This is a genomic window from Thiohalobacter thiocyanaticus, assembly GCF_003932505.1.
GTDB classification, from domain to species: domain Bacteria; phylum Pseudomonadota; class Gammaproteobacteria; order Thiohalobacterales; family Thiohalobacteraceae; genus Thiohalobacter; species Thiohalobacter thiocyanaticus.
The window spans coordinates 65,209-86,184 of the sequence record NZ_QZMU01000001.1 but is presented as its reverse complement, the minus strand read 5'-3'; the positions used below and the strand labels follow the sequence as shown (position 1 = coordinate 86,184).

The window sequence follows — 20,976 nt, the reverse complement described above, 5'->3', positions numbered from 1 at the left end:
GTAGAATGCGCGCCCCGTAGACGCCTGCACCTGCCCGCAGGCCCGGGAACAGATATAGAATCTGCTTGAAAAATTCCTCACAAGTGTAAGTAATTATGGATAATAACCTCAGAGAGCTGAAGCTCCTTGTGTTCGACTGGGATGGCACCCTGATGGATTCCGAGGCCCAGATCGTCGGTTGCATGCGGGCCGCCGCCGCGGACCTCGCCCTGCCCGAGCGCAGCCCGGACGAGATCCGCAACATCATCGGCCTGGGTCTGAAGGAGGCCGTCACCAGCCTGTATCCCGAGCACGGCGAGACGCTGGCCGGTGAACTCGCCGCCCGCTACCGCGAGCACTGGCTGGGACAGCTCGAGGCCAGCAGCCTGTTTCCGGGCGTGGTCGAGACCCTGCAGCTGCTGAAGGAGGAGGGCTTCCTGCTGGCGGTGGCGACCGGCAAGGGCCGCGCCGGCCTGGACCGGGCGCTGGAAATCAGCGGCCTGAATGCCGTCTTCCACGCCACCCGCTGCGCCGACGAGACCCGCTCCAAGCCGCACCCGCAGATGCTGCAGGAGATCATGCATGAGCTGGATATGCCCGGTCACCAGACGGCCATGATCGGTGATACCGAATACGACATGGCCATGGCGCGCAATGCCAATACCCATCCGGTTGCGGTATCGTATGGCGTACATGAATGGGAGCGGCTGCAGCGCCACGCACCGGTGGTATGCCTGGAGCAGTTCACCGACATCAATGACTGGCTGGCGGAGCTGCGGCTCAGCAACCGCCACTGACTGCCGAGCAGACGGGATAGGGCCTGTTACTCAGGAACTATATGTGGCTACACTAAACGCAGCGTCATTCCCGCGCAGGCGGGAATCCATAAGCCGCCGCGACTGCTGGATCCCCGCCTACGCGGGGATGACGGCGTCTGCGGTAGTGTTAACAGGCCCTAGGAAAAACAACCCATGAGCGAAGACAACTGGGCGGAACCGCCGGGCGGAGACAAATCCGACCGGAATCAGCAGTCCAGGGAGCGCAGCCCCGAGGTGAACTGGGAGCGTGACCTGCTCAACCGCCTGGCCTTCGCCTCGCTGATCGAACAGCGCCGCACCCGGCGCTGGGGCATCCTGTTCAAGATCCTGATCTTCTTCTATCTGTTCGGACTGCTGTTCCTGGCCCGCACCGACCACTGGGATACGAGCAGTGTGGCCGCCGGCCAGCACACTGCCCTGGTCGATCTGAGCGGCGTCATCTCGGCCCAGAGCCCGGCCAATGCCGATACCCTGGCCCGGGGCCTGCGCAATGCCTTCGAGGCCAGAAAGTCCGCCGGCGTCATCCTGCGCATCAACAGCCCCGGCGGCAGCCCGGTACAGGCGGCCTATATCAACAACGAGATCAGCCGGCTGCGCGAGGAGTATCCGGACAAGCCCATCTACACCGTGGTCAGCGACATCTGCGCCTCCGGCGGCTACTACGTCGCCGCCGCGACCGACAGGATCTTCGTCAACGAGTCCAGCATCATCGGCTCCATCGGCGTGCGCATGGACAGCTTCGGTTTCGTCGATGCCATCGACAAGCTGGGCATCGAGCGCCGCCTGCTCACCGCCGGCGAGAACAAGGCCTTCCTCGACCCCTTCCTGCCCGCCCGCGAGGAGGACGTGGAACACGTCGAGGCCCTGCTCGACGAGGTGCACCAGCAGTTCATCGACACCGTAAAGAAAGGCCGCGGCGAGCGCCTGAGCGAAGACCCGGCCATCTTCACCGGCCTGATCTGGACCGGCGCGCGCGGCGTGGAACTGGGCCTGGCCGACGGCTTCGGCAGTGCCGGCCAGGTTGCCCGCGAGGTGATCGGCGCCGAGGAGATCATCGATTACACCCCGCGCCCGGACTTCTTCGAACGCTTCGCCCGTGAGTTCGGTGCCTCTGTCGGCCAGGCCCTGGGCACCACCCTGGGAGTGGACGGGGCGCGGTTGGAATAGGGCCTGTCCTGATTCTGCTGCTGCCCAGAAGCATTAAACCGCAAAGGCGTCGAAGGCGCGCGAAGGTAAACCGAGAAAACCCAATCGTTGCATAAATGTCGGTTGCGATAACCGCCATCGTCATCCCCGCGCAGGCGGGGATCCAGCGACACAGGTCAGCCTGGAAGGCGTAACCCGACCTACGTCTTCACATCCGTCGCGCGCCTTCGACGCCTTTGCGTTTGAGGCTCTTTGTGTCCACTAGGGCAACACCACCCCTTCCTCCGCCAGCATCTCCACCAGCCGGATCAGCGGCAGCCCGACCAGGGCGCTGGGGTCGTCACCCTGCATGCGTTTGAACAGGGTCACGCCCAGGGCCTCGGAGCGAAAGCTGCCGGCGCAGTTGTAGGGCTGTTCCTGTTCCAGATAACGCTCGATCTGTTCGGGTGTGAGGCTGCGGAAATCCACCCGGTAGGGAATCACGTCCAGCTGCACGCGGTCCGATGCACTGTTATACAGGCACAGCCCGGTCAGAAAGGTCACACTCCGGCCGGACAGCCGGGCGAGCTGTGCGCGCGCCTTCTCCTGGTTGCCGGGCTTGCCCAGGATTTCGTTGTCGACGACCGCGACCTGGTCGGAGCCGATGATCAGGGCCTGCGGCCAGGCCTGGGCCACGGCCCTGGCCTTGGCCTCGGACAGGCGCGCGACCAGGTCGCGCGGCGCCTCGCCGGCACGGGCGGACTCGTCGATGTCCGGGCTGTGGCATTCGAACGGCAGGCCCAGTCGCTCCAGCAGTTCACGACGGAAGGGCGAACTCGAACCGAGCACCAGGGTGAGCATCAGGGCTGGATTATCCGACATCAGGCGGGCTCGATTTCCAGCAGGGTTTCGTCGGGATTGACGCGGTCCCCCTTTGCCACATGGATGGCGGTGACCGTGCCGGCGATGGGTGCCTGGATCTCGGTTTCCATCTTCATCGCCTCGGCCACCAGCAGGGGATCGCCGGCATTGACCCCCGCGCCGACCTCGACCAGCACGTCGATCACGGTACCGGGCATGGAGGTGGTGACATGCCCGGGCTGGGTCGCGCGCGGGCGGTTGCTGCCTCTGGGCTGACGCGGCTGCGGGGCACCGCCTTCGTCATATTCCAGCTCTTCCAGCGATTCCAGCAGAATCTCCTCGGGCACGCCGTCGACGCTGAGATAGAAGGGCCGCTTGTCCTGGCTCCTGTGGCCGGCCCCGGTCACGCGGATGTGGTAGGTCTCGCCGTGCAGGGTGACATTGAATTCGGTTGGCCGGCCCATATCACCGTTGCCCGCAGGCGGCTCCAGCGGTTCGGGGACGAGGGTGCCGTTGTTGCGGTGTTCCAGGAACTCGCGGCCGATCTCGGGGAACATGGCATAGGTCAGCACGTCTTCTTCCGATTGCGCCAGCTCGCCGATCTCGCCGCGCAGGTTGTCCATCTCCGGCGCGAGAGCAGGTCGGCGGGACGGGTGTCGATCACCTCCTCGTTGCCGATGGCCTGCTGGCGCAGCATGGCGTTCACCTCACCGGGTGCGCGGCCATAGCGGCCCTGCAGATAGAGCTTCACTTCATTGGTGATGCTCTTGTAGCGGGCGCCGGTGAGCACGTTCATCACTGCCTGGGTGCCGACGATCTGTGAAGTGGGCGTAACCAGCGGCGGGTACCCCAGGTCCTCGCGCACCCGCGGAATTTCGGCCAGCACTTCATTCATGCGGCCCAGCTCGCCCTGTTCGCGCAGCTGGTTGTAGAGGTTTGAGATCATGCCGCCGGGCACCTGGTAGATCTGCACCCGGGTGTCCAGGCCGGTGAAGTCGCTCTCGAACTGGTGGTACTTTTTGCGCACTTCACGGAAATAGAAACCGATCTCCTGCAGGGCGTTCAGATCCAGGCCGGTGTCGTAATCGGTGCCGGCGAGTGCCGCGACCATGCTCTCGGTGGGCGGATGACTGGCGCCGCCGGCGAAGGATGAAATCGCTGTGTCGATGTGTTCGCAACCGTTCTCGAGCGCCTTCAACTGACACATCTCCGCCACCCCCGCCGTGGCGTGCATGTGCAGATGCAGCGGGATACTCACGGCCTGTCTGAGCCCGCGGATCAGCTCGCCGGCCACCATGGGCGTGAGCAGTCCCGCCATGTCCTTGATGGCAATGCTGTCGCAGCCGAGACGTTCCAGTTCGCGCGCCATGTCCATGAAGGTCCCGATGTCGTGGACCGGGCTGGTCGTGTAGCAGATCGTCCCCTGGGCGTGCTTGCCGGTGGCCTTGACCGCACGGATGGCGGTTTCCAGGTTGCGGGTGTCGTTGAGCGCATCGAAGATGCGGAACACATCGATGCCGCCCGCCGCGGCGCGTTCGACGAAGGCGCTGACAACGTCATCCGAATAATGGCGGTAGCCGAGCAGATTCTGGCCGCGCAGCAGCATCTGCAGCCGTGAGTTCGGCAGGGCCCGGCGCAGCTGATGCAGGCGCTCCCAGGGATCCTCCTTGAGATAGCGCAGACAGGCATCGAAGGTAGCCCCGCCCCAGACCTCCAGCGACCAGTAGCCGGCCTGGTCGAGCTGGGGGCAGATGGGCAGCATATCCTCGGTGCGCATGCGGGTGGCGATCAGCGACTGATGGCCGTCGCGCAGCACGAGTTCGGTGATGTGGGTCTTCGCCATCGAAAAAAAGTCCTATTATTGTGACATTGCCTGACCGTGCATGAGCAACCTTGTTCCCGTCATTCCGGCGCAGGCCGGACAAAAGCGCGCAGCGCGTTGAACGCCCGGAGGGCGGCCCGAAGGGCGAGCGCAGCGAGTAATCCAGTGACCGCAGAGGTGCCTGGATCCCGGCCTGCGCCGGGATGACGAAATCTGTTGTAGTGCAGCAGAGGCTGATTGGTTTTCATCCATCAGAATCCGGCATGCGCGGCCACAGCCGCGGCGATCACGGCCGCCATCTCCCGGGTGGGGCGGCGCACGGTGTAACTGGTCAGTTCGGGATGGGCCTCGACAAAACCGGTGTTGAAATGCGCGGCGCGGAAATCGGGCGTGCGCAGGATTTCCAGGAAATAGGGGATGGTGGTCTTGACCCCGTAGACCCCGATATCGTGCAGGGCACGTTCGGCCCGGTTCAGCAGCGCCTCCCAGTCCATGGCCCAGACGGTCAGCTTGGCGCACATGGAGTCATAGTAGGGCGGAATGTGGTAGCCGGTATAGATGGCCGCGTCGGTGCGCACACCCGGTCCGCCCGGGGCGAAATAGCGGGTGATGCGGCCGAAGCTGGGCAGGAAGTCGTTCTGCGGATCCTCGGCATTGATGCGCAGTTCCATGGCAAAACCGCGACGCTGGATGTCGGACTGGGCATAACGCAGGGGCTGGCCGGCGGCGATGCGGATCTGCTCCTGGACGATATCCACGCCGGTGATCTCCTCGGTCACCGTATGCTCGACCTGCAGCCGGGTGTTCATCTCCATGAAGTAGAAATTGTCATCGCCCTCCATGAGGAACTCCACTGTACCGGCATTCTGGTAGCCGACCGTGCGCGCGGCCTTCACGGCGTATTCGCCGATGCGCGTGCGCTGCGCCTCGGTCAGCTGGGGGGAGGGGGCGATTTCGATCAGTTTCTGATGACGCCGCTGGATGGAGCAGTCGCGTTCAAACAGGTGAATGACGTTACCCTGTCCATCGGCCAGGATCTGTACCTCGATGTGGCGTGGATCGACCACGCACTTTTCCAGGAACACATCGGCGCTGCCGAAGGCCTTCTGCGCCTCGGACAGAACCCGGTCATAATTGCGCCGCAGCGCCTCGGCGCTGTCGCAGCGCCGGATGCCGCGGCCGCCGCCGCCGGAGGTGGCCTTGAGCATGACCGGGTAGCCGATGCCGTCCGCGAGGCTCAGGGCGGCGTCCAGGCTGTCCAGGTTGCCCTCGCTGCCGGGGACCACGGGCACGCCCGCGGCCTGCATGCTGCGCCGGGCCTCGGTCTTGTCGCCCATGCGGCGGATCACGTCGGCGTCCGGGCCGATGAAGCGGATGCCGCGGCGGGCGCAGATCTCCGCCAACTCGGCGTTTTCCGAAAGAAAGCCATAACCGGGGTGGAGCGCGTCGCAGCCCGTGGCATGGGCCAGGTTCACGATCCGGTGGGCATTGAGGTAGCCGGCCACCGAGTCGGGGCCGATGTTGTAGGCCTCGTCGGCCTTTTTCACATGCAGGGCGTGACGGTCGGCGTCGGTGAAGATGGCGGCCGAGCGGATGCCCAGCTCCCGGCAGGCGCGCACGATGCGCACCGCGATCTCTCCCCGGTTGGCGATCAGTACCTTTTTTATCACGTTGATTTCCCTGGGGCCTGGGCCGATTCCGGCGTTCCTGCTGCGGGCAGCGTGTCCGCGACTTCTACGTAAAAGGCCCGGGCATGTCAATGCCGGGGACCGGCCGGACGCCTGTCACAAACGGCCTTTTTTGTTTTGACACAGGCGCTTGGAGACATTATGATGCGCCGCTTATGCACCCGCGCCTGCCGGACTGGATCGACCCGGTAACCCTGATCCGCCAGGGCCGTATCCTCGAAGGGACACTCCCTGTCGAGCGTTTTACGCGTCTGGCCGAACAGCTGTATGACACCGAGGGTGAGGTGGCGGTCGAGCTGCACTTCGGACGTTTCGATACCGGGGTGGAAGGCATTACGGGACGCATCACGGGTGAGCTGCATCTGATCTGTCAGCGCTGCCTGGGCCGGATGCGGTTTCCGGTGCAGCAGGAGGTCAGGCTCGGGCTGGTCGAATCAGAGGCCCTCATCGAGCGCCTGCCCGAAGGTTACGAGCCGCTGCTGCTGACGGAAGACAGGCTGGCACTGACGGATCTGGTCGAGGATGAGCTGCTGCTCGCACTGGCCGATTTCCCCAAGCACGCGGAGCAGGAATGCACGGCCCGGCTCGGAACCGCGGCCGAAACCGGCGGGGAGGACGCGCCGGAGCAGGAAACCGGCGACAACCCCTTCGCCGTATTGACGGATTTGAAGAAACACTAGCTAGCATTCAATGCAGGAGTCGACACCATGGCTGTCCAACAGAATCGCAAGACACCTTCCAAGCGCGGCATGCGCCGTTCCCATGACGCCTTGAAAGGCAAGGCCCTGTCGATCGAACCGACCACGGGCGAGACGCATCTGCGTCATCACATCAGTCCCGATGGCTACTATCGCGGTCGCAAGGTCATCGACCGCGACCTCGACTGAAACCGATCGGCTCGACCACGCGGCGCGCGGCAGCCGATCGGCTCGCGCGCCGCGCGCGTTTCTGCCCTAGCAACGGATAAACGACACGCGTGACGGATAGGGTTGTCATCTCGCTGGATGCCATGGGAGGCGATGTCGGCCCCGGGGCCGTGATCCCTGCAGCCGTCAGGGCGCTGTCGAAACATCCGGGGCTGGAACTGATACTGGTCGGCGACCAGGCCGTACTCGAAGGACATCTGGAACCGCACCGACAGCTGCTGCAATCGCAGCGTCTGCGCGTTCATCACGCCAGCGAGGTGGTGGAGATGGACGAACTGCCCTCGCGGGCGCTGCGCTTCAAGAAGGACTCCTCCATGCGCGTGGCTATCGACCTGGTCAAGGATGGGACCGCCCAGGCCGCGGTCAGCGCCGGCAACACCGGGGCTCTCATGGCCACTGCGCGCTACCTGCTCAAGACCCTGCCGGGCATCGACCGGCCTGCCATTCTCACCGCCATTCCCTCGATCAGGGGTCGCACCCTGATGCTGGATCTGGGCGCCAACGTTGGCTGCACCGCCGAACACCTGTTCCAGTTCGCCGTGATGGGCTCGGTGCTGGCCCATGCCGTTGACGGCATCGACGCCCCCCGGGTCGGCCTGCTCAACATCGGCGAGGAGGAGATCAAGGGCAATGACCAGGTCAAGGAGGCCGCGCGCCTGCTCCACGACAGTTCGCTCAATTATGTCGGCTTCGTGGAGGGCGATGACGTCTACACCGGCGATGTGGACGTGGTGGTCTGCGACGGCTTCATCGGCAACGTCGCACTGAAGACCAGTGAGGGCGTGGCGAAGATGATCGCCCAGTTCATGAAGGAAGAGTTCACCCGCAATCCCCTGACCCGGCTGGCCGGTCTGATCGCCCTGCCAGTGATCCGCGCCTTCCGGCGCCGGGTCGATCCGCGCAACTACAACGGCGCCAGCCTGCTGGGTCTGCGCGGCATCGTGATCAAGAGTCATGGCGGGGCCGATGCCCAGGCCTTCGCCAACGCCATCGGAGTGGCGGTCAAGGAGGTCGAGAAGGCGGTCCCGGACCGCATCGACCATCAACTGGAAGCGCAACTGAACGAAAGGCAGGCGGTGTGAGCTACGCACGCATTACAGGGACCGGCAGCTATCTGCCCGAGAAGGTGCTGACCAATCACGATCTGGAACAGATGGTCGAGACCAACGACCAGTGGATCCGGGAACGCACCGGCATCGAGAAGCGCCACATCGCCGCCGACGACCAGACCACCTGCGACCTGGCCGAGCAGGCTGCGCGCCGGGCGCTGGAGGCCGCCGGGCGCAGCCCCGACGACATCGACCTGATCATCGTCGCCACCACCACCCCGGACCGCGTCTTTCCCAGCACCGCCTGCCTGGTCCAGCAGCGCCTGGACATCCACGGCTGCGCGGCCTTCGACATACAGGCCGTGTGCACCGGCTTCGTCTACGCCCTGGGCGTGGCCGACAAGTTCATCCGCACCGGCGCGGCGAAATGCGCCCTGGTCATCGGCGCCGAGACGCTGTCACGCATCATCGACTGGACCGACCGCAGCACCTGCGTGCTGTTCGGCGACGGCGCCGGGGCGGTCATCCTCGAGGCAAGCGAGGAGCCGGGGATCCTGTCCACCCATCTGCATGCCGACGGCAACTACGAAAGCCTGCTGACCGTGAATGTCGGTGTGTCCAGCAACTTCGACGCCCTGGTCCGGGGCGAGGCCTACATCCACATGAAGGGCAACGAAGTGTTCCGGATGGCCGTCAACACCCTCGGGCGGATCGTCGACGAGACCCTGGAGGCCAATCACATGACCCAGGCCGATGTCGACTGGCTGATCCCGCACCAGGCCAACATCCGCATCATCAACGCCACCGCGCGCAAACTGAACATGCCGCCGGAACGGGTGGTGGTGACGGTCGATCAGCACGGCAACACCTCGGCCGCCTCGGTGCCCATGGCGCTGGATGTCGCCGTACGCGACGGCCGTATCCAGCGCGGCGAGACCCTGCTGATGGAGGCCTTCGGCGGCGGCTTCACCTGGGGCTCGGCGCTGCTGAAGTTCTGAGTTATGAACCGCCAAGACGCCAGGAGCGCCAGAAACACACAACTCAGGGGCAGAATATATAGCTACACTGACGCAACGTCATTCCCGTACCGGCCTGCACCGGCACAGGCTCCGGCGGGATCCATATACCGCCGCGGCTACTGGATCCCCGCCTGCGCGGGGATGACGGTGTCCTCGGCGTTGTAGCCAATATTCCTGACCGCTGTGTAAGGCATTCTGCAATACAGAATAAACGGAAAACCATGACTGACTTCGACTACACACTCGCCTACGTCTTTCCCGGACAGGGTTCGCAGAGCGTGGGCATGCTGGGTGAGCTCGCCGCCGTCCACCCCCAGGTCGGCGAAACCTTCGCCGAGGCCTCCGAGGTGCTCGGCTATGACCTGTGGCAGCTGGTTCAGAACGGGCCGGAAGAACAGCTCAACCAGACCGACAGGACCCAGCCGGCCATGCTCGCCGCCGGCGTGGCCGTCTGGCGGGTGCTGGCCCGTGCCACCGACAGGCGTCCGGCCATGCTGGCCGGGCACAGCCTGGGTGAGTACAGCGCCCTGGTCTGCGCCGGGGTGCTGGAGTTTCCCGCCGCGGTCAAACTGGTCGAGAGTCGCGCCCGGTTCATGCAGCAGGCCGTACCGGCGGGCGAGGGCGCCATGGCTGCCATCCTGGGCCTGGACGACGAGGCCGTGCGTGCAGTATGCGAGGAGGCCGCCGCGGGCGAGGTGGTCGAACAGGTGAATTTCAACGCGCCCGGGCAGGTGGTCATTGCCGGCGCCGCTGCCGCCGTCGAGCGGGCCGTGGCCCAGGCGAAGGCGGCCGGCGCCAAACGGGCCGTGCCGCTGCCGGTGAGCGTGCCCTCGCACTGCAGCCTGATGCAGCCGGCGGCCGAGGCCCTGGCCGGTGAACTGGCACGGGCCGATCTGCGCACCCCCAGCATCAACGTCATTCACAACGTCGATGTACGGCCGCACAGCGACGCCAACGAGATCCGGGATCTGCTCGCACGCCAGCTCCACAACCCGGTGCGCTGGGTCGAGACCATCCGGTATATGCAGGCCGAGGGTGTGACCCGGCTGATCGAATGCGGTCCCGGCAAGGTACTGGCCGGGCTGAACAGGCGCATCGCGAAGGACATGACCGCGCTGCCGGTGTACGATCCGGCCAGTCTGGATGCGGCGCTGGAACAGATCTGAAAACACGCAATGGTTACTAATAAATCCACGAAACCCACGAAAACTATGAAAGCGTGTAGGTCGGGTTGGCACGAAGTGCGTAACCCGACACCAGGCCGCGTTTGTGTCGGGTTACGCTGCGCTAACCCGACCTACGGCTATATCAAGAACGGCTATCGGAAAGGTGATTTGACATGAGTCTGGACAAGCACATCGCCCTGGTCACCGGCGCCAGCCGCGGCATCGGCCAGGCCATCGCCCTGACCCTGGGCCGGCGCGGCGCCACCGTCATCGGTACCGCCACCAGCGAGGCGGGCGCGGCCGCCATCGGCGAAACCTTTTCGGCAGAGGGCATCAAGGGCACCGGCCGGGTGCTGGATGTCACCGACGCCGGCGGGGTGGATGCCCTGGTGAAATCGATCGGCGACGAGATCGGTTCACCCACTCTCCTGGTCAACAACGCCGGCATCACCCGCGACAACCTGCTCATGCGCATGAAACCGGAGGAGTGGGACGCGGTGATTGATGCCAATCTCAATTCCGTCTTCCGCCTGTCCCGGGCCTGCCTGCGCGGCATGATGAAGGCCAGACAGGGTCGGATCATCAACATCGCCTCCGTGGTCGGTGTCAGCGGCAATCCCGGACAGGCCAACTATGCCGCGGCCAAGGCCGGCATGATCGGATTTGCCAAGTCGCTGGCCCGCGAGGTCGGCTCGCGCGGCATTACCGTCAATACGGTGGCGCCCGGGTTCATCGACACCGATATGACCCGGGCCCTGCCCGAGGACCAGCGCCAGGCCCTGCTGGCCAGCATCCCGCTGGGCCGGCTCGGAGACGCGGCAGACATTGCCAATGCCGTGGCATTTCTCGCCTCCGACGAGGCCGGCTATATCACGGGCGAAACACTGCACGTCAACGGCGGCATGTACATGGCCTGATGGTTTTTATAGGAAACTGTTGTATCACACTGTTATATGGAAAGTTATCCATCCACTCTGCCCGGTGTGGAGCGGAAGCCGCGCAGGCTGATGCCGGCAGTATTTCTGCTGGATTAGCCTGGGGCTTTTCACTACAATACCGGCCGCAGTTTACTGCCTGAAGTCTCGGAGGAAAGATTCATCATGAGTAATATCGAAGAACGGGTTAAGAAGATTGTTGTCGAACAGCTGGGTGTGAAGGAAGATGAAGTCACCACGGGTGCTTCCTTCGTGGACGATCTGGGCGCGGATTCTCTGGACACCGTCGAGCTGGTGATGGCCCTGGAAGAGGAATTCGAATGCGAAATTCCCGACGAGGAAGCCGAGAAGATCACCACCGTGCAACAGGCGATCGACTACATCAACGCCAATCTGGGCTGATCCGCCCGGGTAAAATCCAGTGCCGCAGCCACTGATGTGGTCGCGGCCTTTTGTTATTCGAACCACAAGACCGCCAGGAACACGCGGGGCATCATTGGCGTGTGTACATACGCCATACCGTGTCCGCCGACTCCGAGGATCTGAACTCTCGGGGTTTTCGGATGTCCCCTGTGTACTTCGTGGTTTGAGATTCCATCTCCAAGAGGCGCCATCTTGTCACGTCGTCGCGTAGTCATTACCGGCCTGGGTGCGATTGCACCTGTCGGACTGTCCGTGGAAGAAGCCTGGGCCAATATCAGGGCCGGGCAGGGTGGTATCCGTCCGATCACCAGCTTTGACACTTCGGCCTTTTCGGTGCGCTTCGGCGGGACAGTGGAAGGTTTCGAGGTCACGGACTACCTGCCGTCCAAGGAAGCCCGCAAGATGGATCCCTTCATCCATTACGGCATGGCGGCCGGCATCCAGGCCATCCGCGATGCCGGTCTGGAGGGCACCTCCGACGAGGAGGGCCGCTTCGGTGTGGCCATCGGCTCCGGTATCGGCGGTCTGTGCACCATCGAGAAAAACCACGCCCTCCTGCTCGAAAGCGGACCACGCAAGATCTCTCCCTTCTTCGTGCCCAGCAGTATCATCAACATGATTTCGGGCAACCTGTCGATCATGCACGGCTTCCGCGGTCCCAACATCGCCATGGTCACCGCCTGCACCACCGGCACTCACAACATCGGTCAGGCCGCGCGTTTCATCCAGTACGGCGAGGCCGACGTGATGGTCGCCGGCGGCGCCGAGATGGCCAGTACCCCACTGGGGCTGGGCGGCTTCGCCGCCGCCCGTGCGCTATCCACCCGCAATGACGATCCGGCCACCGCCAGCCGGCCCTGGGACAGGGACCGTGACGGCTTCGTGCTCGGCGACGGTGCCGGAGTACTGGTGCTGGAAGAACTGGAACACGCCCGCAGTCGCGGGGCGAGGATCTACGCCGAGCTGATCGGCTACGGCATGAGCGGCGACGCCCATCATATGACCCAGCCTGCCGAAGGCGGGGAGGGCGCGGTCCGCTGCATGCGTGCCGCCCTGAAGGATGCCGGCATCGCACCGGAAGACATCGACTACATCAATGCCCACGGCACCTCCACACCGGCCGGGGACAAGGCCGAGACCGAGGCCATCAAGACCACCTTCGGCGAGCATGCCTACAAGCTGGCGGTCAGCTCCACCAAATCCATGACCGGCCACCTGCTGGGCGCGGCCGGCGGTGTGGAAGCGGTGTTCACTGCGCTGTCCCTGCAGGATCAGGTCGCTCCGCCGACCATCAACTATGCCACCCCGGATCCGGACTGCGACCTCGACTATGTACCGAACACGGCGCGCGAGATGAAGCTCGACATCGCCCTGTCCAATTCCTTCGGTTTCGGCGGGACCAACGGCACCATCGTCATGCGCCGCTTCAACGGCTGACAGCCGCTGCCGCGGGCCGGACGCCATGGCGGTTTCCCAGCGCTATCCTTCCGCACTGCCGGCCGGTTTCGACCTGCTGGCAGTGCATGAGGCCTTCCCGGAACGCTATCCCTTTCTGCTGCAGAGCGCGCTCGCCGGGGCACAGGGCCGGTACGACATCCTGTTCGCCTTCCCCGGCGAGGCCCTGACCCTGGAGGCCCCCGGGCGCCTGCGCGGGCCGCAGGCCGACACGGCCGACGGCTTTCTCACCGCGCTGGATGCCTGGTGGCGGCAGCAGAGCCCGGGGCAGACGGACACCCTGTCCGGGTTGCCCTTTACCGGCGGCTGGTTCCTGCTGCTGGGCTATGAACTCGCCCGGGAGGTCGAACCCGTACTGCAACTGGTCCAGCCGGCGCACATGCCGTTCGTCGCCACCGCCGTGCGCTGTCCGGCCGCGGTGATCCATGACAGGGCCGCAGACGAACTGTGGCTGGTCAGTGAAACCGACAGCGGCCTGCTGGAAGCGATGCGCACGGATGTCGAACAGGCCGGCTCAAGGCCATCGCCGGCACCGGGGACGCTGTCGCTGTCGCAGCAGACCGAGGAGGCATCGCGGCACTATACCGCTGCGGTCGAGCGCACCCTGAAATACATCCGCGATGGCGATGTATTCCAGGTGAACCTGTCGCGCCTGTGGTCCGCAAGCCTGGGCGAGCCCACCCCTCCGGCCGCGCTTTACCGCCGGCTGCGGGGGCGCAATCCCGGTCCCTTCAACGGCCTGGCGGTATTTTCCGACTATGCGGTGATCAGCTCCTCGCCCGAACGCCTGGTCGAGGTACGCGGCAGCCATGTGAGCACCCGGCCCATCGCCGGCACCCGGCCGCGCGGGGAGGGCGCACAGGACCGGGAACTGTCGGATGAGCTGCTCGGCCACCCCAAGGAACGCGCCGAACACATCATGCTCATCGATCTCGAGCGCAATGATCTGGGCCGGGTCTGCCGGCCCGGCAGCATCCGGGTCAACGAACTGATGCAGCTGGAATCCTATGCCCACGTCCATCACATCGTCTCCAACGTCGAGGGCGAACTGCGGGCGCAGATCACCCCGGGCGAAGTGATCCGGGCGGTGTTTCCCGGCGGTACCATCACGGGTTGCCCCAAGGTACGCTGCATGCAGATCATCGCCGAGCTGGAAGCCGGCGGCCGCGGCGCCTACACAGGCGCAATGGGCTATCTGAACCGTAACGGCGACATGGATCTCAACATCCTCATCCGCACCATCGAACAGCGCGGCCGCCAGCTGTACTGGCGGGCCGGGGCGGGCATCGTGGCCGATTCACAGCCGCAGCAGGAACTGGAGGAGACCCGCGACAAGGCGCGCGGACTGGTGCTGGCCCTGGAAGACACGCCGGAGGACGCGGCATGAGCCAACCCGAGCAGGCCTGGATCAATGGCGTGGCACAGCAGCAGCTCAGTGTCTACGATCGCGGCCTGCAGTTCGGCGATGGACTGTTCGAGACCCTGGCCGTCATCGATGGCCGCATCGCCCACTGGGAGCTTCACCGGGCACGGCTCGCACACGGCTGCCGGCGTCTGGGTCTGCCACCGCCGTCCTGGCCGCAGCTGGAACAGGAACTGCGACTGGCCACTACGGACTGCGCACGGGCCGTGCTCAAGCTCATCCATACCTGCGGCCCTTCGCTCCGCGGCTATGCCCGGCCCGCTGCACCCGAACCGCAGCGGATACTGTTGCGTTCGGCCTGGCCGGCCTCACTGCAGCGACACAGCGCGGCCGGGCTGCGTATAATCTGGTGCCGGCACCGACTGGCCACACAGCCAGCACTGGCCGGCATCAAGCACCTCAACCGGCTGGACCAGGTGATCGCCCGCGCCGAATGGCAGGATCCCGCCATCGACGAGGGCCTGCTGTGCAACCAGCAGGGAAATGTCATCGAAGGTGTGGCCAGCAACCTGTTCCTGGTCCGGGACGGTGCACTGCTCACACCACTGCTGGATGACTGCGGCGTGGCGGGCGTGATGCGTGAACACCTGATGCAGACGGCACGGGAGGCTGGCATCGAGGTGGAGGAAACCCGCATCGACAGACATGACGTGACCGGGGCGGAGGAACTGTTCCTGTGCAACAGCCTGATGGGGCTGCGTCCGGTGATCCGGCTCGCCGATCAAGGTTATGACACGGGGCCGCTCACCCGCAGGCTGCTGACCATTCTGAATAACCAGGATTTCTGAAATCGCGCATTTCGATGCGTAGACGAACGCTGGCATGGCTGCATGACAACAAGTGACCCACAAACATCCCGCCTGCGTCGGCCGCTGCTGCTGATCCTGCTGGCACTGCTGATCGCCGCCCTGGGCGCGGTCGGCTGGCTGTACCTGGACTATCAACGCTTCCTGCGCACGCCGCTCGTGACGGAAACCACCGGCCGGGTTCTGCAGGTCCAGCCGGGACAGAGCCTGTCCGTTCTGGCCCGCCGCCTGCACCAGGAAGGCCTGATCCGCCATCCCCGCTACCTCACCCTGCTGGGACGGCTCAGCGGCCAGGCCGGCCGCATCCAGGCCGGGGAGTTCCATATCCCCCCCGGTGCCACGCCGGTGGATCTGCTGCGCGTGCTCACCAGCGGCCGGGTGGTGCAGTATCCCGTCACCCTGATCGCGGGCTGGACCTTTCAGCAGCTGCGCACCTACCTGGCCGAACAACCCTTCCTGCAGCACGGCCTGGAGGAGGCGGTCGACGATGCTGAACTGATGCGGCGTCTGGGCCGCCCGGAGCAGCACCCGGAAGGCTGGTTCCTGCCCGATACCTATCATTTCCCGCGCGGCACCAGCGAGCTCGAGGTCCTGCGGCGAGCCCTGCGCGCCATGGAAAATCACCTGGAACAGGCCTGGAAGGGACGCGACCCGGAGCTGCCGCTGGACTCCCCCTACGAGGCCCTGATCCTGGCCTCGATCGTGGAAAAGGAGACCGGCGTGCCCGAGGAGCGCACCCGCATCGCCGGGGTCTTCATCCGCCGCCTCGAACGGGGCATGCGGCTGCAGACCGATCCCACCGTGATCTACGGTATGGGGGAGACCTTCGACGGCAATATCCGGCGCCGTGATCTGCGCACCGACACCCCGTACAATACCTATACCCGCGGCGGGCTGCCGCCCACCCCCATCGCCCTGCCCAGTGCCGAGGCGGTGGAGGCCGTGATGCATCCGGCCGAGGGCGACGCGCTGTATTTCGTCTCGCGGGGCGATGGCAGTCATGTATTTTCCGCCACGCTGGAGGAACACAACCGGGCGGTACGCCGCTACCAGCTGAAGCGTCCCTGAGCGTACACCGGGTCAGCCTGCACGCACTGCCCGATACATGAGTCGATTGATACGATGCAGACAATCCTGATCACGCTGTTCCTCATCCTGTGGCTGGCAAGCGGTAGCGCCCCGGTCCGGGCGGAATCGGAGCCCGGTCCGGAGGCTGGCGCCGGGGAGGCGGACACTTCCACGCCTGAGACGACCGGTACGACCGTGCAGGAGGACGCAGCGCTCGATCCCTACGTCATCACGCCCGAGCAGAAGGCACGGCTGGATGCCGAGCGGGAATCCGGCCGGCGGCATGCCGGCCCGGACGCCGATACGGATATCCCACCGGTGGAGGAGGTCACAGTCCCCGAATCGAACGACGGTACGCCGGCCGCCACCGGCGCCCGTCTGCATCCGCTGATCCGTTCCTTCGTCGAGTCGCGCTATGGCCGGGAACATTGCAGCGCACCGACCCACTGCGACCGCCTGGTCGAGCTGCAGTGCCTGAATACCGGTGACGGCCCGATCTATTACTACAACAACGACAACGGCCGGCTGTTGATGACCTGCGGCCGTGCCTGCCTCGACCCCGACCCCTATGATGAACGCGACTGCAAGAAGTGCCCCTATACACCCTGGGTCGACTGCCAGGAGCGTGCCTGGCGCGAGGAGCAGAAGCGACTGCAGCAGGCACGCCAGGAAGAAATCGAGCAGCTGCAGGCCGAGGAGGCCGAGCGCCAGGCACGCGAGGCCGAGATACTCAGGCGCATCAGTGAAATCGAACAGGACTGCAACACCCGCATACGGGAGCTGCAGCGCGAGCTGGATACACTGCAATGAGCGGCAGGGGATGAGACATGAGTGAGGAACATACCGTAACCGTTACCGACAACCGCACCGGAAAATCGGTCGAACTGCCCGTCAGCCAGGGCACTCACGGGGCGGATGTGATCAACATCCAGGGGCTGCACCAGGGTCTGGGCATGTTCACCTATGATCCCGGCTACGCCGCCACGGCCAGCTGTCGCAGCAGCATCACCTACATCGACGGCGACGAGGGCACCCTGCTGTACCGCGGCTATCCCATCGAGCAGCTGGCCGAGCACAGCGATTACCTGGAAGTCTGCTACCTGCTGCTCTATGGCGAGCTGCCCGAGACGAAGCAGATGGAGAAATTCCGCGACATCATCACCCGCCACACCATGGTCAACGAGGACCTGCTGCGCTTCTACGACGGCTTCCGCTACGACGCCCATCCCATGGCCATCATGGTCGGCGTGGTGGGGGCACTGTCGGCCTTCTACCACGACTCCACCGATGTGACCGACCCGCGTCACCGCGAGATCTCCGCCCACCGCATGATCGCCAAGATGCCGACCCTGGCCGCGGCCAGTTACAAGCATTCCATTGGTCAGCCGCTGATCTACCCGGACAACAGCCTGGGCTATGTGGACAACTTCCTGCGCATGATGTTCGCCGTGCCTTCCGAACCCTACACGGCCAATCCCGTAGCCTCGCGCGCGCTGGACCTGATGATGATCCTGCATGCCGACCATGAGCAGAACGCCAGCGCCTCCACCGTGCGTCTGGCCAGCAGCTCCGGCGCCAATCCCTTCGCCAGCATCGCGGCCGGCATCGCCTCCCTGTGGGGACCGGCCCACGGCGGTGCCAACGAGGCCGTGGTACAGATGCTGGAATCGATCGAGTCGGTGAGGGACGTTCCCGGTCTGGTGGATCGGGCGAAGGACAAGTCCGATGCCTTCCGGCTGATGGGCTTCGGCCACCGCATCTACAAGCAGTACGATCCGCGGGCCAAGATCATCCGTCAGTCCTGTCACGAGCTGCTGAATGAACTGGGCTCGACCCGGGACCAGCCACTGTTCGAGATCGCCCTGGAGCTGGAGCGGATCGCGCTGGAGGACGATTACTTCAAGGAGCGCAACCTCTACCCCAATGTCGATTTCTACTCCGGTATCATCCTGCGCGCGCTGGGCATACCGCTGAGCATGTTCACGGTCATGTTCGTGATGTCGCGCACGGTGGGCTGGATCGCCCAGTGGATGGAAATGATGGACGACCCCGATTCCCGCATCGGCCGCCCGCGCCAGCTCTACGTGGGCCATTCCCGGCGGGATTACCTGCCGCTCGACCAGCGCGGCGGATGATCGTCGGACAGAGGATTTGATGCGGGTCAAGGTACCGGACCCGGTCGGGCGACTAGTCTCTGGCTCATCCCGACACCACCGGAGACATCACCATGAACCTGCGTCACTGGCTGCGCCCGTTCCTGTACCTCAACATCCTGGCCGGACTGCTGGCCTTCACTGGTCTGGCGCTGTATCAGGGCGTGGCCGGCGCGGCCGGTGCCACGGCCCTGAACCTCGCCGTAGCGGCCCTGTTCTACAGCTATCTGTTCTGGCTGGTGGAGATCTTCAGCCGTCCGGCGGCGGATACGGGCAGACACCGTTCAGGTTCTGTTTAACCGGCCTGCGCTAGGCTGTCAGACAGATCCGGCAAAAGTTTATTTCATCAATGGATAAAATTGTTGAATCAAAGCCTTATATTTGAAATCCGGTCCATTCGGAGTATATTTGCCCGATAAATATCCGGTGTATGCTTATCCCCAACTACAGGAGAATACTGCAATGAAGAAGCTGATCATTACGGCCCTCGCCGGCGCAATGGCCGCAAGCAGCGGGCTGGCACTGGCCGAACGCAGCGGCAAGGAAGTCTATGACAGCAAGTGCTTTGCCTGCCACAGCACCGGTGCCGCCGGTGCCCCTAAGGTCGGCGATGCCGCCGCCTGGGCCCCGCGCCTGGAGCAGGGCATGGACACCATCATGAAGCACGCCAAGGAAGGCCTGAACGCCATGCCGCCCATGGGCACCTGCATGGACTGTTCGGACGAGGAACTGCAGGCTGCGGTCGACTACATCATCGAGCAGTCCAAGTAAGACCGATCCACAGTCTGACGGATCCGGAACCGGGCCTCGCGCCCGGTTCTTTTTGTTTAAAATCCCTTCAACGCAATGCCTGGACGTCGGGTTACGCCCTTCGGGCTAACCCGACCTACGATGTTCATGAAATAACAGACCTTTGCGTTCTCTGCGCCTTCGCGCCTCTGCGTTGAGGTCTTTTTCCGCTGCAAGTGACCGGCGGATTCCATACAATAAGCGCATGATCGTCCTGTTCAACAAGCCCTTCCGGGTCCTGTCCCAGTTCCGCCGCGAGGGCGACAAAGCCAGCCTCCAGGATTTTATCCCCATCAAGGACGTCTATCCGGCCGGGCGGCTGGATTTCGACAGCGAGGGCCTGCTGCTGCTGACCGACGAGGGCCGGCTGCAGCATCAGCTGTCTCACCCCAAATTCGGCAAGGCCAAGGGTTACTGGGTGCAGGTGGAAGGGATCCCGGAGGAGGCCGCTCTGGACCAGCTGCGCCGGGGGGTGGAACTCAGGGACGGCCCGACCCTGCCGGCGCAGGTGAAACGTATCGAACCGCCCGAGGTATGGGAACGCGAGCCGCCGATCCGCTACCGCAAGTCGGTCCCGACCTGCTGGCTGCGCCTCCTGATCGAGGAGGGGCGCAACCGTCAGGTCCGGCGCATGACGGCCCACATCGGCCATCCCACCCTGCGCCTGATCCGCTACCGCATCGGCCGCTGGACCCTCGGTGAGCTGGCCCCCGGCCAGTACCGCTGTGTGGGCAAGCCCGGGACCGGAACGGCCCCCCGGCGTGAACGCACGCCGCCCGGAACCGCTCAGCGAGGCCGGTCATGAAGGGCAGATTCATTACGGTGGAAGGCGGGGAGGGCGTCGGTAAAACGACAAATATCAACTATATAGAATCATTAATTAAAGAAAAAAATAAATCACTGATCACGACCCGAGAACCCGGTGGCACACCGCTGGCCGAGGCCGTGCGCGGCCTGCTGCTGGACCCGGTCCACCGGGGCATGCACCCGGACTGCGAGCTGCTGCTGATGTTCGCCGCCCGTGCCGAGCATCTGGACAAGGTGATCCGCCCGGCGCTCGAGCGCGGCGACTGGGTGTTGTGCGATCGCTTCACCGACGCCACCTATGCCTACCAGGGTTACGGCCGGGGGTTGTCGCTGGAACGGATCGCCGAGCTGGAACAGCTGGTGCAGGGCGGACTGCGCCCCGACCTGACGCTGCTGCTCGATGTTCCTGTCGAGATCGGTATGGAACGTGCCGGTAACCGCAGTGATCCAGACCGTTTCGAGCAGGAGAATCTGGAGTTTTTCGAGCGCATCCGCCAGGGCTACCTGAGCCGGGCCCGGGTCGAACCGGAACGCTTCGCCGTCATCGACGCCGGGCAGGAACTCGAGGCCGTTCAGAGCGGAATCCGCCAGGCCCTGGAGCGACTGCTGGATGATTGAGGCGCCGGAATGACGGGAGTAAGAAATCGCAGTTGAATATACCTGA

The 20,976-nt window shown here is 64.5% G+C and carries 21 protein-coding genes and 1 pseudogene; 19 read left to right on the top strand and 3 right to left on the bottom strand.

What is annotated here, in order from left to right; all coding sequences use genetic code 11:
• The first annotated feature begins 95 nt into the window (after window positions 1-95).
• Together D6C00_RS00435 and D6C00_RS00430 are read left to right on the top strand one after the other, a co-directional pair.
• On the top strand, window positions 96-776 hold the full coding sequence (locus D6C00_RS00435) for an HAD-IA family hydrolase (RefSeq protein WP_125179812.1): 681 nt from the start codon (window positions 96-98) through the stop codon (window positions 774-776).
• Window positions 777-950: 174 nt separating this feature from the next.
• Entirely contained in the window at window positions 951-1,964 is a 1,014-nt protein-coding gene (locus D6C00_RS00430) for a S49 family peptidase (protein WP_125179811.1), read from the top strand.
• A 240-nt stretch (window positions 1,965-2,204) separates the two neighbouring features.
• On the opposite strand, the gene D6C00_RS00425 is transcribed toward D6C00_RS00430, so the two are convergent.
• From D6C00_RS00425 to D6C00_RS00415, 3 genes and pseudogenes are all read right to left on the bottom strand, one after another.
• Window positions 2,205-2,804 (bottom strand): Maf family protein, encoded by a 600-nt coding sequence (locus D6C00_RS00425; protein ID WP_305000407.1) that lies wholly within the window; start codon window positions 2,802-2,804, stop codon window positions 2,205-2,207.
• A pseudogene (oadA, locus tag D6C00_RS00420) lies at window positions 2,804-4,626 on the bottom strand (sodium-extruding oxaloacetate decarboxylase subunit alpha). Before oadA ends, D6C00_RS00425 begins: the two are co-directional and overlap by 1 nt.
• 230 nt (window positions 4,627-4,856) lie before the next feature.
• The gene (locus tag D6C00_RS00415; protein WP_125179810.1) at window positions 4,857-6,275 is read right to left on the bottom strand and encodes an acetyl-CoA carboxylase biotin carboxylase subunit; all 1,419 of its coding nucleotides are present in this window, start codon (window positions 6,273-6,275) and stop codon (window positions 4,857-4,859) included.
• A gap of 173 nt (window positions 6,276-6,448) precedes the next feature.
• Here D6C00_RS00415 and D6C00_RS00410 point away from each other — a divergent pair, with 173 nt between their 5' ends.
• The 17 genes from D6C00_RS00410 (at window position 6,449) to tmk (ending at window position 20,930) form a co-directional block, all read left to right on the top strand.
• Entirely contained in the window at window positions 6,449-6,973 is a 525-nt protein-coding gene (locus D6C00_RS00410; protein WP_158675229.1) for a YceD family protein, read from the top strand.
• A 27-nt stretch (window positions 6,974-7,000) separates the two neighbouring features.
• Window positions 7,001-7,180 (top strand): 50S ribosomal protein L32, encoded by a 180-nt coding sequence (gene rpmF, locus D6C00_RS00405; RefSeq protein ID WP_096366335.1) that lies wholly within the window; start codon window positions 7,001-7,003, stop codon window positions 7,178-7,180.
• An 89-nt stretch (window positions 7,181-7,269) separates the two neighbouring features.
• Entirely contained in the window at window positions 7,270-8,301 is a 1,032-nt protein-coding gene (gene plsX, locus D6C00_RS00400; RefSeq protein ID WP_125179808.1) for a phosphate acyltransferase PlsX, read from the top strand.
• Window positions 8,298-9,266: a beta-ketoacyl-ACP synthase III gene (locus D6C00_RS00395; RefSeq protein WP_125179807.1), complete on the top strand. Its 969-nt coding sequence runs from the start codon at window positions 8,298-8,300 to the stop codon at window positions 9,264-9,266. Before plsX ends, D6C00_RS00395 begins: the two co-directional genes overlap by 4 nt.
• A gap of 242 nt (window positions 9,267-9,508) precedes the next feature.
• A complete protein-coding gene (gene fabD, locus D6C00_RS00390; RefSeq protein ID WP_125179806.1) occupies window positions 9,509-10,453 on the top strand; it encodes an ACP S-malonyltransferase in 945 nt (314 codons plus the stop codon).
• Between the two features lie 173 nt (window positions 10,454-10,626).
• Window positions 10,627-11,370 (top strand): 3-oxoacyl-ACP reductase FabG, encoded by a 744-nt coding sequence (gene fabG / locus D6C00_RS00385; protein WP_125179805.1) that lies wholly within the window; start codon window positions 10,627-10,629, stop codon window positions 11,368-11,370.
• Between the two features lie 183 nt (window positions 11,371-11,553).
• The gene (acpP, locus tag D6C00_RS00380) at window positions 11,554-11,790 is read left to right on the top strand and encodes an acyl carrier protein (RefSeq protein WP_096366340.1); all 237 of its coding nucleotides are present in this window, start codon (window positions 11,554-11,556) and stop codon (window positions 11,788-11,790) included.
• A 213-nt stretch (window positions 11,791-12,003) separates the two neighbouring features.
• The gene (fabF, locus tag D6C00_RS00375; protein WP_125179804.1) at window positions 12,004-13,248 is read left to right on the top strand and encodes a beta-ketoacyl-ACP synthase II; all 1,245 of its coding nucleotides are present in this window, start codon (window positions 12,004-12,006) and stop codon (window positions 13,246-13,248) included.
• Between the two features lie 25 nt (window positions 13,249-13,273).
• Window positions 13,274-14,653 (top strand): aminodeoxychorismate synthase component I, encoded by a 1,380-nt coding sequence (locus D6C00_RS00370; RefSeq protein ID WP_125179803.1) that lies wholly within the window; start codon window positions 13,274-13,276, stop codon window positions 14,651-14,653.
• Entirely contained in the window at window positions 14,650-15,477 is an 828-nt protein-coding gene (gene pabC / locus D6C00_RS00365; RefSeq protein ID WP_125179802.1) for an aminodeoxychorismate lyase, read from the top strand. Before D6C00_RS00370 ends, pabC begins: the two co-directional genes overlap by 4 nt.
• A gap of 42 nt (window positions 15,478-15,519) precedes the next feature.
• The gene (gene mltG / locus D6C00_RS00360; RefSeq protein WP_125179801.1) at window positions 15,520-16,563 is read left to right on the top strand and encodes an endolytic transglycosylase MltG; all 1,044 of its coding nucleotides are present in this window, start codon (window positions 15,520-15,522) and stop codon (window positions 16,561-16,563) included.
• Window positions 16,564-16,617: 54 nt separating this feature from the next.
• Window positions 16,618-17,373 (top strand): V-type proton ATPase subunit G, encoded by a 756-nt coding sequence (locus D6C00_RS00355; RefSeq protein ID WP_125179800.1) that lies wholly within the window; start codon window positions 16,618-16,620, stop codon window positions 17,371-17,373.
• Window positions 17,374-17,390: 17 nt separating this feature from the next.
• On the top strand, window positions 17,391-18,698 hold the full coding sequence (locus D6C00_RS00350) for a citrate synthase (RefSeq protein WP_125179799.1): 1,308 nt from the start codon (window positions 17,391-17,393) through the stop codon (window positions 18,696-18,698).
• Between the two features lie 92 nt (window positions 18,699-18,790).
• The gene (locus D6C00_RS00345) at window positions 18,791-19,015 is read left to right on the top strand and encodes a hypothetical protein (protein ID WP_125179798.1); all 225 of its coding nucleotides are present in this window, start codon (window positions 18,791-18,793) and stop codon (window positions 19,013-19,015) included.
• Between the two features lie 163 nt (window positions 19,016-19,178).
• Window positions 19,179-19,487 carry a c-type cytochrome gene (locus tag D6C00_RS00340; protein ID WP_125179797.1) on the top strand — a complete coding sequence of 103 codons (309 nt, stop codon included), beginning with the start codon at window positions 19,179-19,181 and terminating at the stop codon, window positions 19,485-19,487.
• A 223-nt stretch (window positions 19,488-19,710) separates the two neighbouring features.
• A complete protein-coding gene (locus tag D6C00_RS00335) occupies window positions 19,711-20,310 on the top strand; it encodes a pseudouridine synthase (protein WP_125179796.1) in 600 nt (199 codons plus the stop codon).
• Entirely contained in the window at window positions 20,307-20,930 is a 624-nt protein-coding gene (tmk, locus tag D6C00_RS00330; RefSeq protein ID WP_125179795.1) for a dTMP kinase, read from the top strand. Before D6C00_RS00335 ends, tmk begins: the two co-directional genes overlap by 4 nt.
• Window positions 20,931-20,976 lie beyond the last annotated feature (46 nt).

Coding starts and splice junctions, on each gene's coding strand:
- pabC (WP_125179802.1), top strand. CDS start 14,650: ATGAGCCAACCCGAGCAGGCCTGGATCAATGGCGTGGCACAGCAGCAG.
- mltG (WP_125179801.1), top strand. CDS start 15,520: ATGACAACAAGTGACCCACAAACATCCCGCCTGCGTCGGCCGCTGCTG.
- D6C00_RS00335 (WP_125179796.1), top strand. CDS start 19,711: ATGATCGTCCTGTTCAACAAGCCCTTCCGGGTCCTGTCCCAGTTCCGC.
- D6C00_RS00340 (WP_125179797.1), top strand. CDS start 19,179: ATGAAGAAGCTGATCATTACGGCCCTCGCCGGCGCAATGGCCGCAAGC.
- rpmF (WP_096366335.1), top strand. CDS start 7,001: ATGGCTGTCCAACAGAATCGCAAGACACCTTCCAAGCGCGGCATGCGC.
- D6C00_RS00410 (WP_158675229.1), top strand. CDS start 6,449: ATGCACCCGCGCCTGCCGGACTGGATCGACCCGGTAACCCTGATCCGC.
- tmk (WP_125179795.1), top strand. CDS start 20,307: ATGAAGGGCAGATTCATTACGGTGGAAGGCGGGGAGGGCGTCGGTAAA.
- D6C00_RS00425 (WP_305000407.1), bottom strand. CDS start 2,804: ATGTCGGATAATCCAGCCCTGATGCTCACCCTGGTGCTCGGTTCGAGT.
- D6C00_RS00350 (WP_125179799.1), top strand. CDS start 17,391: ATGAGTGAGGAACATACCGTAACCGTTACCGACAACCGCACCGGAAAA.
- D6C00_RS00370 (WP_125179803.1), top strand. CDS start 13,274: ATGGCGGTTTCCCAGCGCTATCCTTCCGCACTGCCGGCCGGTTTCGAC.
- acpP (WP_096366340.1), top strand. CDS start 11,554: ATGAGTAATATCGAAGAACGGGTTAAGAAGATTGTTGTCGAACAGCTG.
- fabD (WP_125179806.1), top strand. CDS start 9,509: ATGACTGACTTCGACTACACACTCGCCTACGTCTTTCCCGGACAGGGT.
- D6C00_RS00355 (WP_125179800.1), top strand. CDS start 16,618: ATGCAGACAATCCTGATCACGCTGTTCCTCATCCTGTGGCTGGCAAGC.
- D6C00_RS00345 (WP_125179798.1), top strand. CDS start 18,791: ATGAACCTGCGTCACTGGCTGCGCCCGTTCCTGTACCTCAACATCCTG.
- D6C00_RS00435 (WP_125179812.1), top strand. CDS start 96: ATGGATAATAACCTCAGAGAGCTGAAGCTCCTTGTGTTCGACTGGGAT.
- fabG (WP_125179805.1), top strand. CDS start 10,627: ATGAGTCTGGACAAGCACATCGCCCTGGTCACCGGCGCCAGCCGCGGC.
- D6C00_RS00430 (WP_125179811.1), top strand. CDS start 951: ATGAGCGAAGACAACTGGGCGGAACCGCCGGGCGGAGACAAATCCGAC.